Below are 14,234 nucleotides of genomic sequence, written 5' to 3'. Positions count from 1 at the left end.
CCAAACGTATGACATGCCACAAGGCAGAGGAACTCCAACATGATCAAAGTAGGCATCGTTGACGACCACGCCATCGTGCGTTCGGGTTTGCGGCAGTTTTTCGCCGACCACATCGACCTGCGGGTGGTGGGCGAGGCGGCATCGGGGCGCGAGGCCATCGACCTGGTGCGCAAGGAAGAGATCGATGTGCTCATCATGGACCTGTCCATGCCGGGCCAGAGCGGGATCGACGCCCTGGCCATGCTGCGCGCCAAGGCGCCCGACATGGGCATCCTGGTGCTGAGCGGCTACCCGGAGGCGCACTACGCCGTGCAGCTGATCCGCCAGGGCGCGAGCGGCTACCTCAACAAGGACTGCGAGCCCCTGGAGATCGTGGACGCCGTGCGCACCATCGCCCTGGGCAAGCGCTACATCACGCCCACCGTGGCCGAGCTGCTGGCGCAGCAACTGGGCAAAAAGGGCAGCTCGGCGCCGCACGAGGAGCTGTCCGAACGCGAGTTCCAGGTCTTCCTCAAGCTGGCCAAAGGAGAAACCGCCAGCCAGATCGCCGACGAGCTGTCGCTCAGTGTCAAGACCGTCAGCACCTACCGCACACGCCTGATGGAAAAAATGGGCTTGTCCAGCAACAGCGACCTGACGTACTACGCCCTCAAGCAGCAACTCATCGACTGAGCGGGGTATGGGCTGATTGCCGATGCAAAAGTATCGGAAGGCCGACCATACTCCATTGACGAATGGGCGACGGCGCTGCGTCATCCCCCGCCCGCCCTGTCGCCTCGGTGCCGCACGCGATGCGCTGCAGACCGGCCCTGCGCCGCGCTGGCATGGCGATGCGGCGCAGGCGTGTCCATGCCAAGCCGCAGGCGCGACGCCAGCTCAGTCGCGCGGGGGTGCCGCAGGTGCTTCCGCCAGGCGGCTTGGCCCGCCGTGGGTCGCGGGCGTGGACGGAGCCAGCGTGCTGGCCCAAGGCCTCAACCAGTCAACGCACCGCTCATGACCCCGATGGCCAGCCGTGCTCGTGGGGCGCTTGCACCCCGCCCAGACGGTGAATCCGGTGCTGGAGGGCCGTTGGACGAGGCCCGTCCGGCCCGACGCAGGCGAGCGACGGCTGCGGGCTGGTCCAAAAACACCCACCGAGGGCTGACGCGCGGCGCCCATCGGCTCACCAGGCGAATTCCCCATTCTTCCGGTCCTTGCCCCCGGGCCGTCCGATGTGGCGGCGCGAGCCCGATGCGGCTGGCGGCTGAGGGGCCACTTCAGGGCACGCGCAGAGTGGCGTGACTCAGCCACGCTCCCCCTCGCGCCCGTGCGCAGCGCTTGAGGGCCTGCGCGGCTCCCCAAAAGCGCCACCCAGTGCGCTCAAGTGGAGGGCAGGGCAGTTGCTGGCCGCTTCTTGCTCGCGGCTCGCGCGCTTGGCCGTCCTCCTGAACGTCCAACCGAACGGCGCCGCACGGCTGGATGCCAACCCAGCCCGACGGGCTGGCAAGGTCCCCGGCCCCTGACGTTGGCGGGCGCGTGCTGTGTCGCTGCGGCTGGCGCGCACCGGCCGCCTGTACGCGCCAACATGGGGCCTCATGCACCGCATCCATGCAGGCTGCACCCAAAACGACAGCCCGACACCGAGGGATATCCCGTACGGCAAAACTCAATAATTGTTCAACAATACAAATCCTTGTATTGAACATATGAGAATCGTGTGTTCAAGCAAATTGGCATCGATGTTGCATGGCTCGGTGCTCCTTGCATCTTTTTCCAGAGGCTCACCATGGCTGAAACCCTGACCACCGGGGCAGACCGTTCCGCGACCGACTTCGCCAAGTCGCGGCGTTCGTCCCTCATTGCGGCCATCTTCCTGATGGCGACCTCGGCCATCGGGCCGGGCTTCATCACCCAGACGGCGACGTTCACGGTGAACCTCGGTTCGGCGTTCGCGTTCGGCATCCTGGCGTCCATCCTGATCGACTTCGTCGTGCAGCTGAACATCTGGCGCATGATCGCGCTCTCGCGCCTGAACGCGTCGGCCCTGGCCAACAAAGCGCTGCCGGGCAGCGGCCACCTGCTGGCCGTGCTGGTGATTTTTGGTGGCCTGGTGTTCAACGTCGGCAACATCGCCGGCTCGGGCCTGGGGCTGAACGCCATGCTGGATGTGGACCCCAAGATCGGCGGCGCGGTGAGCGCGGCCATTGCGCTGTTCATCTTCGGCTCCAAGCGCGCCGGCATGGCCGTCGATCGCATGATCGTCTGGCTCGGGATCCTGATGATCGTGTTGACGGTGTACGTTGCCTTCGTGTCCGGCCCGCCCGTGGCCGAGGCCCTGCGCCAGAGCGTTTTCCCCGACAGCATCAACTTCGCCGCCATCACCACCATCGTCGGGGGCACCGTGGGCGGCTACATCACCTACGCCGGCGCGCACCGCCTGCTCGACAAAGGCACCGTGGGCCTGGAGAACATCAACGCCGTGAACAAGGGCGCGCTGAGTGGCATCGCCGTCACCGGGCTCATGCGCTACGTGCTGTTCCTGGCCGTGCTGGGCGTGGTCAGCAGCGGCGTGGCGATCGACCTGGCGAACAAGAACGCCAACCCGGCTGCTCAGGCCTTCCAGGCGGCGGCCGGCAGCTTCGGCCTGCGTGCCTTCGGCGTGGTGCTGTGGGCGGCGGCCATCACCAGCGTGATCGGCGCGGCCTACACCTCGATGTCGTTCCTGCAAGCCTTCAAGCCCAACATCACTGAGCGCGGCCGCAACTGGGCCACGGTGGTCTTCATCCTGATCTCGCTCGTCGTCTACCTGGCCATGGGCACGGCGCCCGCCGCGCTGCTGGTGTTTGCCGGCGGCTTCAACGGCCTGATCCTGCCGCTGGGCCTGACCATCTTCATGTACATCGGCTGGACGCGCGCCGACCTGCTGGGCGGCGTGCCTTACCCCAAGTGGCTGCTGGTGCTGGGCTCGCTGGTGTGCCTGCTGTCGTGGTACATGGCAGCGGTGTCCATCAAGCCCATCTTCGCCTTCATCGGCCTGTGAGCCCGGCGCCTTGCAACGTTCGACTGGAGTGATTCCCTATGCCCCACATTGACCTGAACAGCGACCTGGGCGAGAGCCTGGGCGCCTGGACCATGGGCGACGACGCCGCCATGCTGGACATCGTCACCAGCGCCAACGTGGCCTGTGGCTTCCACGCGGGCGACGCCGCCGGCATCCTCAGCACCCTGAAAGCCGCCGCAGCCCAGGGCGTGCGCGTGGGTGCTCACGTCGCCTACCCGGACCTGGCCGGTTTCGGCCGCCGCAGCATGGATGTGGCGAGCGCCGACCTGCGCGCCGACGTCATCTACCAGATCGGCGCCCTGCAGGCGCTGGCGCGCGTGGCGGGCACCACGGTGCGCTACGTGAAGCCGCATGGTGCGCTCTACAACACCATCGCGCACGACCAGCGCCAGGCCACCGATGTGATCGAGGCCATCCGCGCCGTTGATGCCTCGCTGGCGCTGGTCGTGCTGGCGGGCTCGCCGCTGGTGGCCTGGGCGCGCGACGCCGGCTTGACGGTGATCCAGGAAGCCTTTGCCGACCGCGCCTACACCCCGCAGGGCACGCTGGTGTCGCGCCGCGAAGCGGGTGCCGTGCTGCACGACGAGCGGGCCGTGGCCCAGCGCATGCTGCGCCTGGTGCGCGAAGGCGTGGTCGAGGCCATCGACGGCAGCCTGACCCGCGTGCAGGCCGACTCCATCTGCGTGCATGGCGACAGCCCCGGCGCCGTGGCCATGGCGCGGGCCGTGCGCGATGAACTCGCGCAGGCCGGCGTCACGCTGCAGCCCTTTGCCTGAGCCCCAGCAGCCCCGGCTTGGCCGGGGTTGAGATGATTCGCTTGGGGTATGAGGACACGGCCGATCACTGGACATCGGCGATGCGCACATACCCTTGACATTGATGCGCGGCAGGTCGCCTGAACGCCCGCCGCGCCAGGAGCACCCATGAACCCCCTTCAAGCCAAACACCAGGCCGCCGTGGCGGCGGCGCAGGCCGCGCGGGCCGACTACCGCGCCGGCAAGGTGACGCCCACCGCAGGCGTGGCACCCGGCATGACCCAGGCCAACATGATCGCCTTGCCGCGCGACTGGGCCTGGGACTTTCTGCTGTACGCACAGCGCAACCCCAAGCCCTGTCCCGTGCTCGACGTGGTCGAGGCGGGCGCCCACCAGACCCTGCTGGCGGCGGGCGCCGATGTGCGCACCGACATCCCGCTCTACCGCATCTGGCGCGATGGCCAGCTGGTCGACGAGGTGACCGACGCCACGCCGTTCTATGCCGAACACGGGGGCCTGGTCACCTTCCTGATCGGGTGCAGCTTCACCTTCGAGACGCCGTTGCAGCAGGCCGGCATCGAGGTGCGCCACATCACCGACGGCAGCAACGTCGCCATGTACACCACCAACCGCGCCTGCCGGTCCGCCGGCCGGCTGCGCGGCAACATGGTGGTGTCCATGCGTCCCATCGCGGCCGACCGCGTCTCGGACGCCTGCCTGATTTCGGGCCGCTTCCCGTCCGTGCACGGCGCGCCGGTCCACGTCGGTGACCCGGCCGCCATCGGCATCGCCGACATCGGTTGCCCCGATTTCGGCGACCCGGTGCGCATCGAACCCGGCGAGGTGCCTGTGTTCTGGGCCTGCGGCGTCACGCCGCAGGCGGCCGTCATGGCCTCGGGCGTGCCGTTCGCGGTCACCCATGCGCCCGGCCACATGTTCATCACCGATGTGCCGGACGAGCACTACCACGTGTGATGAGGTGAGGGGTGGGTATGGGATGTTTTCCGTTTCATGATGAACGGCAACCAGCTCATACTCGGTGTGTATCAATGGATTGAGATGTGGAGGACGCCGTGCGTGTGCTGCCTGTGAACGACAACGCCGTGCTGGTGGAGCTGGCCGACCTGGCCGAAACCCTGGCGCTGTTCGATGCGCTGCAGCGCGAGCCCGTGGCCGGCGTGCTGGAGATGGTGCCCGCTGCGCGCACCCTGCTGATCGAGTTCGCGCCCTGGGCCACGACGCCGGCCCGGGTCGCGGCCGAGGTGGCACGGCGCGACCGCAGCCAGCGCGCGACCGCCGAAGGCGCACTGGTCGAGGTGCCCGTGCGCTACGACGGGGAAGACCTGGCCGAGGTGGCGGCGCACCTGCGGCTGACGCCGGCCGAGGTCATCGCCCGCCACACCGGCGGCACCTGGGACGTGGCCTTCACCGGCTTTGCGCCCGGCTTCGCCTACCTGACGGGGGGCGACGCCGTGTTCGACGTGCCGCGCCGTGCCAGCCCGCGCACGCGCATCCCGGCTGGCTCGGTGGCGCTGGCCGGCCGCTACAGCGGCATCTACCCGCGCGAGTCGCCGGGGGGCTGGCAGCTCATCGGCACGACCGCGGTGCCCATGTGGGACCTGGGCCGCGTGCCGCCGGCGTTTTTCCAGCCTGGCCAGCGTGTGCGCTTCGTCGACGAGGCCAGCGCGGCCGGCCAGGCCTTGCGCGAGCGCCTCGTGGCCGCATCGCGCGTGAGCGTTGCCGTGGCGCCGTCCGCCGCGCCAGAGGCCGTCGCACCCGCATCCGCACCCGCAGACGCCGGTCTGCAGGTGCAGGCCACGGGCCTGCAGGCGCTGTGCCAGGACCTGGGCCGCACGGGCCAGGCCGGGCAGGGCGTGTCCGTGTCGGGGGCGCTCGACGTGCGTGCCTTCAAAGCCGCCAACCGCCTGGTCGGCAACGCGGCCGACGCGACGGCGATCGAGGCGGTGGATGGCGGCCTGACCCTGCGCGCCCTGCAGCCCGTGGTGGTGGCCGTGACCGGTGCGGCCGGCTCGCTGACCCGCCGCTCGGCGGCCGGCGTGCGCGAGGCCGTGCCGCGCGGCACACCGCTGGCGCTGGACCCCGGCGACGTGCTGAGCCTGGGCGAAGCCGAGGCGGGCCTGCGCAGCTACGTCGCCGTGCGTGGCGGTTTCGACGTGGCGCCCGTGCTGGGCAGCCGCGCGACCGACACGCTGGCCGGCGTGGGCCCCGAAGCGCTGCGTGCCGGGCAGGTCCTGGCCGTGGGGCAGGCGGTGCAGTCGGCGGTCGACATGCACGCCGTCGACCCCGCAACGGCACTGCCCGTGCGCGGCGAGCCCGTCACGCTGGATGTGAACCTGGGCCCGCGCACCGAGTGGTTCGGGCCCGATGCCCTGGCCCTGCTGACGTCGCAGGACTGGGGCGTGAGCCCGCAGTCGAACCGCGTCGGCGTGCGCCTGATCGGCGAGCAAGGCCTGCAGCGCAAGCCCGAGATGGTGACGGCCGAGCTGGCCAGCGAAGGCACGGCGCTGGGTGCGCTGCAGGTGCCGCCGAACGGCCAACCGGTGCTGTTCCTGGCCGACCACCCTTTGACGGGGGGGTATCCCGTGATCGGCTGCGTGGCCACACATCACCTGCACCTGGCGGCCCAGTTGCCTGTGGGGGCGGTGGTGCGGTTCCGCGTTGTGGCGCCGTTTGCGGAGGTGGGCTGATGGGCCCGCCTGCTGCTCACGCCGTGGATGCCCTGCACCGCATCCGTCACCCCGCGTGCCGGGGTGACGCAGCGAGGGCACAGGGCTCCTGGAACGCCCACACCGCGTTGACCCCCACCGCGCGCCGAGGCGCGAACGCCGGGCGTCGCCTGGGCTGCTGCGGGCGGGGCATGCCGGCAGGCCTTCTTGGACCCGTCGCCTCCCCGTCGCCGCTGAAGCTGCTCTTCAGGTTGGATGGGGTAACACCCTGTCCTCGATGTCTTTCAAACGACCCTGGAGGCATACCACCTGCATGTCATCCTTCGCATGGCCACCCCGCTGCCACCGCCGCTTGCGGCCCGTTGTCCAGGCTGAGGCGCCGGCCGGCCCGCTGGCGGCGCACCGCGCCGTGTCCGACTGCTGCGCCCGCCGCGCCCCAGGCGCCCCTCACCCATTGAACCGATCCACGCCATGAAAAAACTCCTCATCGCCAACCGTGGCGAAATCGCCGTCCGCATTGCCCGTGCCTGCGCCGACTACGGCATCCAGAGCGTCGCCGTGTACGCCGACGTGGACCTGGACGCGCTGCACACCCGCGTCGCCGACGAGGCCCATGCGCTCAAGGGTGAACGTCCCGCCGACACCTACCTCAACGTCGACAAGCTGCTGGCCATTGCGCGGCAGAGCGGCGCCGACGCGGTGCACCCGGGCTACGGCTTCCTGTCCGAGAACGCGGCGTTCGCGCAGGCCGTGATCGACGCCGGGCTGATCTGGGTCGGCCCGCCGCCGGCCGCCATCGCGGCGCTGGGCGACAAGGTGCAGGCGCGCAAGATCGCGCTGTCGGTGGGCGCGCCCCTGGTGGCCGGCACGGCCGACCCCGTGACCAGCGCGGCCGACGTGGTGGCGTTCGCGCGCGAGCATGGGCTGCCGATCGCCATCAAGGCCGCGTTCGGCGGCGGTGGTCGCGGCATGAAGGTGGCGTGGCAGATGGACGAGGTGGCCGAGCTGTACGAATCGGCCGTGCGCGAGGCCACGGTGGCCTTCGGCCGCGGCGAGTGTTTCGTCGAGCAGTTCCTCGACCAGCCGCGCCACGTCGAGGCGCAGGTCATGGCCGACCAACACGGCCGCGTGGTGGTGGTCGGCACGCGGGATTGCTCGCTGCAGCGCCGCAACCAAAAGCTGGTCGAAGAAGCGCCCGCGCCGTTCCTCAGCGACGAGCAGCGCGAACGCATCCACGCGGCCGCCCGCGACGTGTGCGCCAAGGCCGGCTATGTGGGCGCCGGCACGGTGGAGTTCCTGCTGTCGCGCAACGGCACCATCTCGTTCCTGGAGGTGAACACCCGGCTGCAGGTCGAACACCCGGTGACCGAGGTGACGGCAGGCGTGGACCTCGTGGTCGAGCAGTTGCGCGTGGCCGATGGCCTGCCGCTGTCCTTCGCCGATGCCCCGGCGCCCCAGGGTCATGCGCTCGAGTTCCGCATCAACGCCGAAGACGTGGCGCGCGGCTTTCTGCCCGCGCCCGGGGTCATCACCGTGTTCGAGGCGCCCAGCGGCCCGGGCGTGCGTGTGGATGCCGGCGTGGTCGCGGGCTCGGTGGTGGCGGGCCAATTCGATTCGATGATGGCCAAGCTCATCGTCTGGGGCAGCTCGCGCGAGCAGGCGCTCCGCCGCGCGCGCCGCGCCCTGGCCGAGTTCCGCATCGACGGCGTGCCCAGCGTGCTGCCGTTCCACGATGCCGTGGTGACGGCACCTGCTTTCGTCGCGGCCGATGGCGCGTTCGCGGTGCACACGCGGTGGATCGAAACCGATTTCGCCGACACCCTGGCCCAGGCCGTGCAGGCCAGCCCGCGGCCGGCGCCGCTGGCATCGCCGGCGCTCACCCGCACCGCGATCGAGGTCGACGGCCGGCGCGTGAGCCTGGGGTTGCCCGCGGCCTTGCTCGGGGCGCTGGCCGCGGGTGCCGGCGGCACGGGCGCGGTGCTGCCCGTCGAGCCCGAGTCCGAACCAGGCGCTGTCGCGGCGCCCAGCGCAGGCACGCTGCAGAAATGGCTGGTGGACGAGGGTGCCCGCGTCGAGGCCGGCGAACCGGTGGCCGTGATGGAAGCCATGAAAATGGAAATGCAGGTCACGGCGCCATGCGCGGGCGTGTTGACCCAGCGGGCCGCGGTGGGCGACGCGCTGCGCCTGGGCGCTGTGCTGGGTGTGGTCAATTGATGACCAGTATGGGTGGTCAACCGATGGTCACCTCATCGACAGCATCGAATACTCGTGCATGGGTTGAGGTGGCTTGACGCGGCTGAAACGGTGCCGACGACGCGGGGTGGGGTGTGGGACGAGGGCGTGTGGAAAAGTGTGGACCACGCGGCGCCGATACTCCCCCCGCAAACCCCGCCGTCACCTGCCATGCGCCGCATGTCATGACAGGTGAAATGGCCTGCGGGCCGAATGGGGGTTGCGTCATCCCCGCGATGGAACTAGACTGAAAGTATGCAGGCGGCCCAGTCGCTGCCCTGCCAGCAGCGGATCGGCGCGTCCTTCGGACCCCTCGCCACCGCTGTGTCTCGTTCAACGGCCGCTGTGCTCCGCACGCTTTGGGTCGCTTGAGTTTTTTTGTAGGTCCCCTGCTTGAGGGGGCCGACTGGCCGAGTGAGGCGCCACCCGCGCACCCGGTCCGTCGCCAGAAGCCGTTCTGCTCGCGCAGGCCATGCTTCACCACAAACAACCCATGGCATGACCCACACAGGCCCATCCGCATCCACTTGTTCCTTTTCGTTCCGATCTGCCCGCCCTGCCGATGGGGCCGCGCTGTGGCGCCTGGTTCAGGCCACGGGCACGCTCGAGCTCAATTCCCCCTACCTCTACCTGCTGATGGCCACCGATTTCGGGGGCACCTGCCTGCTGGCCGAGCAGGACGGGGAGCCGGCCGGCCTGGTCATTGGCTACCGGCCGCCCAGCGAGCCTGACGCCGCCTTCGTCTGGCAGATCGGCGTGTTGCCGGCCTACCGCGGCCACGGCCTGGGCCTCGCCATGCTGCAGGCCTGGCAGGCGCTGCCCGCGAACCGCCATGCGCGCTGGGTGACGGCCACCGTGGACCCGGACAACGCGGCGTCGCAGGCCTTGTTCCACGCGTTTGCGCAGCGGCTGGGCACCACGTTGAAGGTGCAGCCGCACTTCACGCCCGAGCAGTTTCCCGTGCCCCATCCGGCCGAGCCCCTGCTGTTGATCGGGCCCATTTCGCGCCCGCAGTAAGCCCCTGCCTGTGATGGCTTCAGAGGCCATCCGGCGTGGATCTGCCTGGCATGGGCCGGCATTCGGCCCGCATGTTTTCTTGCACCAGAGAAAGGAGAAGCCTCCCCATGCAACACATCTTTGAGGAACACGAATCCGAGGTTCGCGGCTACTGCCGCAGCTTTCCCGCGGTTTTCGCATCGGCCAAAGGGGCCTGGATGACCGACACCGAGGGCAGGCGCTACCTCGACTTCTTCTGCGGCGCCGGCGTGCTCAACTACGGGCACAACCCCGACCGGCTCAAGCAAGCCCTGATGGCCTACCTGATGCGCGACGGCATCACCCACACGCTGGACATGTACAGCGAGGCCAAGGGTCAGTTCATCGAACGGTTCCAGCAGCTGGTGCTCCAGCCGCGCGGCTTGAGCTACAAACTGCAGTTCCCGGGGCCGACGGGCACCAACGCGGTCGAAGCGGCCCTCAAGCTCGCCCGCAAGGTGACGGGGCGCGAGCAGGTGGTGAGCTTTACCAACGCCTTCCACGGCATGTCGCTGGGCTCGCTGGCGGTGACGGGCAACAGTTTCAAGCGCGCGGGGGCTGGCGTGCCGCTGAACCACGCGACCTTCATGCCCTTTGACGGCTACATGGGCTCGGACACCGACACGCTGGATTACTTTGAATCGGTGCTGGCCGACAACGGCAGTGGCACCCAGCACCCCGCGGCCGTGATCCTGGAAACGGTGCAGGCCGAAGGCGGCGTGAACGTGGCCAGCGCAGACTGGCTGCGTCGCCTGCGCGAGATCACGCAGCGCCACGGCATCGTCCTCATCGTCGACGACATCCAGGTCGGCTGCGGGCGCACGGGGGGCTTCTTCAGCTTTGAGGAAGCGAGCATCGTGCCCGACATCGTCACGCTGTCCAAATCGCTGTCGGGCTACGGCCTGCCGCTGGCGCTGGTGCTGATCAAGCCCGAGCTGGACCAGTGGACGCCGGGCGAGCACAACGGCACCTTCCGCGGCCACTGCCCGGCCTTCGTCACCGCCACGGCGGCGCTCGAGTACTGGCGCGACACGCAGCTGCAAGAGGCGGTGGCCAGCAAGGCGACGCTGGTGCAGACCCGTTTGCAGCGCATGCTGCAGCAGCACGGCATCAAGGGCACGGTGCGCGGTCGCGGCCTGATCCAGGGTGTGGAGTTCGCCGACGCCGGTCTGGCTCAGCGCGTGTCCAAGGCCTGTTTCGAGGCTGGCCTGGTCATCGAGACCGCCGGCATCAACGACCAGGTGCTCAAGCTGTTGCCCAGCCTCACGATCCGCGAGGGCGAGCTGGCCCAGGGCCTGGACATCATCGACCAAGGCCTGCAGCAGGCCCTGGACGACGGCCTGCGCCGCGCCGCCTGATCCGCCTTTTTTCATCCCCTGCGGCTTCATCGGCAGGGCCGGGCGGCGCGCGCCGCCGCGCCCGGGTGAAGCGCGCTGCACTCACAGGAGACCTGAACATGATCGTCAAACACCTGGACGACGTCCTGGGCACCGATGCCGACGTCGACACCGAAGGCTGGACCAGCCGCCGCCTGATTTACAAGGATGCCGGCATGGGCTACTCGGTCAACGACACCGTCATCAAGGCCGGTGCCGAGCTGGAGATGGCGTACGCCAACCACTTCGAGACCGTCTACTGCATCGAGGGCGAGGGCGAGATCACCGACCTGGCCACGGGCATCACGCACCCCATCCGCGTGGGCACCCTGTATGCCCTCAACGACCATGACCGCCACGTGCTGCGGGCCAACAAGGGCACGCACATGCGCATGGTGTGTGTGTTCAACCCGCCGCTGACCGGCCGCGAGGTGCACGACGAGACCGGCGCCTACGCGCTGTCCGACTGACCGCACCAAGGAGGGTTCCGGCCATGATGCACAGTGCCATCCACACCGCGCGGGTTCGCGAGGACGATCGCTACCCGTCGCGCCATGCGTCTCGAGCCAGCGTGACGCCTCGCCAGGACCCCGTGGTCCACGGCGAGGCCGGCGACGGCCCGTTGACGCCGTCCCAGCTGCTGTTCTTTCAGGACAACGGCTACCTCAGCTTCGATGCGTTGCTGGACCCGGACGCCATCCGGGCGTGCCAGCAGGAGCTGCAGCGCCTGCGCGACGACGACCGCGTTCACCAGGCCGATGAGGCCGTGATCGAGCCGGGCAGCCGCGCCTTGCGCTCCATCTTTGCCGTACACCGCTCCAGCGACGTGCTGCGCCGGCTGTGTCAGCACCCCAAGCTGGTGGCCATCGCGCGCCAGCTGCTGGGCGGCGAGGTCTACATCCACCAGTCGCGCATCAACTACAAGGGCGGCTTTCGGGGCCAGGCGTTCTACTGGCATTCCGACTTCGAGACCTGGCATGTGGAGGACGGCATTCCCGCCATGCGCCTGGTCAGCTGCTCCATCAGCCTGACGGCGAACACGCCGCACAACGGGCCGCTGATGCTGATCCCCGGCTCGCACCAGCGCTATGTGGCCTGCGTGGGCGCCACGCCCGACAACCACTACCGCGAGTCGCTGCGGCGCCAGGAGGTCGGGGTGCCCGACGACGCCAGCCTCGCGCGCCTGGTCGAGGACTTCGGCATCGCCGCGCCCACCGGCCTGGCTGGCCACGTGACCTTCTTCGAGTGCAACGTGATGCATGGCTCCAACTCCAACATCACGCCCCTGCCGCGCAGCAATGTGTTCGTGGTCTACAACAGCGTGGACAACCGGCCCGAGGCGCCGTTTTGCGGGCTGGCGCCGCGCCCCAACTTCATCGCCGAGCGCGAGGACTTCACGCCGGTGCCGTTCCCGGCTGATTCGTTTGGGAGTACACCTTGACTGTCGATCGACTCATCACATCTCGGCGCCATACCCTGTATGCGGTGGGTGGCGCGACGCTGCTGCTGGCGGGCGTGCCCGGGCGCGCTCAGGCCCAGACCGTGCTGGACAAGCTGCGCGAGCAGGGCGTGATCCGCGTGGGCTTTGCCAACGAGGCGCCCTATGCCTTCACCGATGCGTCGGGTGGGTTGACGGGCGAATCGCCCGCGGTGTTCCGCCACGTCATGCAGAAGCTGGGCATAGGGCGGGTGGACGGCGTGCTGGCCGAGTGGGGGGCGCTGATACCGGGTCTGCGCGCGGGTCGCTTCGACGCCATCGTGGCCTCGATGTACATCACGCCGGCGCGCTGCAAGCAGGTCATCTTCGCCAACCCTACCTATGGCGTGGGCGAGGCGCTGGTGGTCAAACAGGGCAACCCCGAGGGCCTGCAGACCTATGCCGATGCGGCCAAGGCGGGCGCCAAGATCGCCTTCGTCGCGGGCACGGCTGAGATCGAGCACGCCCGCCTGGCCGGCATGCAGCGCGAGCAGCAGGTCGTCGTGCCCGATTTCGCCGCGGCGGTGGCCAACGTGAAGGCCGGCCGCACGGCCGCCGCGGCGTTCACCGCGCTGACGGCGCAGCAGCTGGCCAGCAAGGACGAGGCGCTGGAGCGGGCCACACCGTTCACCTTCGAGCACGCGGGCAAGCGCTACCGCGGTGAGGGCGCGTTCGCCTTCCGGCCCGAGGACACGGCGCTGCGCGATGCCGTCAACGCCGAGCTGGCCCGCTTCATCGGCACGCCCGACCACCTGGCCCTGGTCAAGCCCTTCGGCTTTGACGACAGCAACCTGCCCGAGCAGACGGCGGCCCAGCACTGTGCGGCGGATTGAGGTGGCCGGGCGCAATGCGCTGGCGGCCTGCCTGCGGCGGGCGGGCTGACATGCGGCGTCGCACACGCGTGACGCTGGGCGTGGCTGCCGTGGCCGCGGCCGCGGCCGGGTATGGCCTGGGCCAGACGGCCTGGGGTGCCGGCATGCCCGAGCTGCTGCCGCGGTTGCTGCAGGGGGCGCAGGTCACGGTGTCGGTGGCGCTGGGCGGCGCGTTGATCGCGGTGACCCTGGCGGCACTGGCCGCGCTGGCGCGCCTGTATGGACCCGCGCCCTTGCGCTGGCTGGCGGTGGCTTACATCGAGGTGTTCCGGGGCACGTCGGCCCTGGTGCAGCTGTTCTGGCTATTCTACGTGTTGCCCCAATTCGGCGTGTTGCTGCCGCCCTTGCTGGTGGGCATGCTGGCGCTGGGCCTGAACATCGGCGCCTATGGCGCCGAGGTGGTGCGCGGGGCCATCGCGTCGGTGGCGCGCGGACAGTGGGAAGCCGCCCTGGCCCTGAACATGAGCCGCGCCCAGGCCGTGCGCCGGGTCGTGCTGCCCCAGGCCTGGGTGGCCATGCTGCCGCCCTGGGGCAACCTGTTCATCGAGCTGCTCAAGGCCACGGCCCTGGTGTCGCTGATCACGCTGTCGGACCTGGCCTTCCAGGCCCAGCAGCTCAACCAGAACACGCTGCGCACGGTGGAGGTGTTCGGCACCACCTTGCTGATCTACCTGGCAATGTCGCTGCTGATCACGGCCGGCATGCGGGCGCTGGAGCGCCGGGCCGCGCGCGGCCTGGGCCAAGCGGGGCGGGGCTGACG

Annotated in this window: 12 protein-coding genes; all 12 read left to right on the top strand. The window is 69.5% G+C overall.

Annotated elements, in window-relative coordinates; all coding sequences use genetic code 11:
- Window positions 1–39: 39 nt before the first annotated feature.
- The 12 genes from CCO03_RS13350 (at window position 40) to ehuC (ending at window position 14,232) form a co-directional block, all read left to right on the top strand.
- Entirely contained in the window at window positions 40–672 is a 633-nt protein-coding gene (locus CCO03_RS13350) for a response regulator (protein ID WP_087281802.1), read from the top strand.
- A 1,093-nt stretch (window positions 673–1,765) separates the two neighbouring features.
- Entirely contained in the window at window positions 1,766–3,019 is a 1,254-nt protein-coding gene (locus tag CCO03_RS13345; protein ID WP_087284685.1) for an NRAMP family divalent metal transporter, read from the top strand.
- 38 nt (window positions 3,020–3,057) lie between these two features.
- Window positions 3,058–3,816, top strand: coding sequence for a LamB/YcsF family protein (locus tag CCO03_RS13340; protein ID WP_087281800.1), 759 nt, complete (start codon window positions 3,058–3,060; stop codon window positions 3,814–3,816).
- Window positions 3,817–3,963: 147 nt separating this feature from the next.
- Window positions 3,964–4,770 carry a putative hydro-lyase gene (locus CCO03_RS13335; RefSeq protein ID WP_087281799.1) on the top strand — a complete coding sequence of 269 codons (807 nt, stop codon included), beginning with the start codon at window positions 3,964–3,966 and terminating at the stop codon, window positions 4,768–4,770.
- 98 nt (window positions 4,771–4,868) lie between these two features.
- Complete coding sequence (locus tag CCO03_RS13330; RefSeq protein ID WP_087284683.1) at window positions 4,869–6,503, top strand: 5-oxoprolinase subunit B/C family protein; 1,635 nt, start codon at window positions 4,869–4,871, stop codon at window positions 6,501–6,503.
- Between the two features lie 450 nt (window positions 6,504–6,953).
- Window positions 6,954–8,696: an acetyl/propionyl/methylcrotonyl-CoA carboxylase subunit alpha gene (locus CCO03_RS13325; protein ID WP_087281796.1), complete on the top strand. Its 1,743-nt coding sequence runs from the start codon at window positions 6,954–6,956 to the stop codon at window positions 8,694–8,696.
- A 516-nt stretch (window positions 8,697–9,212) separates the two neighbouring features.
- Complete coding sequence (ectA, locus tag CCO03_RS13320) at window positions 9,213–9,731, top strand: diaminobutyrate acetyltransferase (RefSeq protein ID WP_087281794.1); 519 nt, start codon at window positions 9,213–9,215, stop codon at window positions 9,729–9,731.
- A 107-nt stretch (window positions 9,732–9,838) separates the two neighbouring features.
- Entirely contained in the window at window positions 9,839–11,107 is a 1,269-nt protein-coding gene (gene ectB, locus CCO03_RS13315) for a diaminobutyrate--2-oxoglutarate transaminase (RefSeq protein ID WP_087281791.1), read from the top strand.
- A gap of 98 nt (window positions 11,108–11,205) precedes the next feature.
- Window positions 11,206–11,595, top strand: coding sequence for an ectoine synthase (locus CCO03_RS13310; protein ID WP_087281789.1), 390 nt, complete (start codon window positions 11,206–11,208; stop codon window positions 11,593–11,595).
- 23 nt (window positions 11,596–11,618) lie between these two features.
- Window positions 11,619–12,566 (top strand): ectoine hydroxylase, encoded by a 948-nt coding sequence (gene thpD, locus CCO03_RS13305; protein ID WP_087281787.1) that lies wholly within the window; start codon window positions 11,619–11,621, stop codon window positions 12,564–12,566.
- Complete coding sequence (gene ehuB / locus CCO03_RS13300; RefSeq protein ID WP_236903812.1) at window positions 12,563–13,435, top strand: ectoine/hydroxyectoine ABC transporter substrate-binding protein EhuB; 873 nt, start codon at window positions 12,563–12,565, stop codon at window positions 13,433–13,435. Before thpD ends, ehuB begins: the two co-directional genes overlap by 4 nt.
- A gap of 143 nt (window positions 13,436–13,578) precedes the next feature.
- Window positions 13,579–14,232 (top strand): ectoine/hydroxyectoine ABC transporter permease subunit EhuC, encoded by a 654-nt coding sequence (ehuC, locus tag CCO03_RS13295; protein WP_087284679.1) that lies wholly within the window; start codon window positions 13,579–13,581, stop codon window positions 14,230–14,232.
- Window positions 14,233–14,234 lie beyond the last annotated feature (2 nt).

Origin of the sequence: Comamonas serinivorans, assembly GCF_002158865.1 — a bacterium.
Lineage (GTDB): Bacteria > Pseudomonadota > Gammaproteobacteria > Burkholderiales > Burkholderiaceae_C > Comamonas_E > Comamonas_E serinivorans.
The sequence above is the reverse complement of the archived record's forward strand: the minus strand, read 5'-3'. Positions and strand labels throughout refer to the sequence as shown.

Coding starts and splice junctions, on each gene's coding strand:
- CCO03_RS13350 (WP_087281802.1), top strand. CDS start 40: ATGATCAAAGTAGGCATCGTTGACGACCACGCCATCGTGCGTTCGGGT.
- CCO03_RS13345 (WP_087284685.1), top strand. CDS start 1,766: ATGGCTGAAACCCTGACCACCGGGGCAGACCGTTCCGCGACCGACTTC.
- CCO03_RS13340 (WP_087281800.1), top strand. CDS start 3,058: ATGCCCCACATTGACCTGAACAGCGACCTGGGCGAGAGCCTGGGCGCC.
- CCO03_RS13335 (WP_087281799.1), top strand. CDS start 3,964: ATGAACCCCCTTCAAGCCAAACACCAGGCCGCCGTGGCGGCGGCGCAG.
- CCO03_RS13325 (WP_087281796.1), top strand. CDS start 6,954: ATGAAAAAACTCCTCATCGCCAACCGTGGCGAAATCGCCGTCCGCATT.
- ectA (WP_087281794.1), top strand. CDS start 9,213: ATGACCCACACAGGCCCATCCGCATCCACTTGTTCCTTTTCGTTCCGA.
- ectB (WP_087281791.1), top strand. CDS start 9,839: ATGCAACACATCTTTGAGGAACACGAATCCGAGGTTCGCGGCTACTGC.
- CCO03_RS13310 (WP_087281789.1), top strand. CDS start 11,206: ATGATCGTCAAACACCTGGACGACGTCCTGGGCACCGATGCCGACGTC.
- thpD (WP_087281787.1), top strand. CDS start 11,619: ATGATGCACAGTGCCATCCACACCGCGCGGGTTCGCGAGGACGATCGC.
- ehuC (WP_087284679.1), top strand. CDS start 13,579: ATGCCCGAGCTGCTGCCGCGGTTGCTGCAGGGGGCGCAGGTCACGGTG.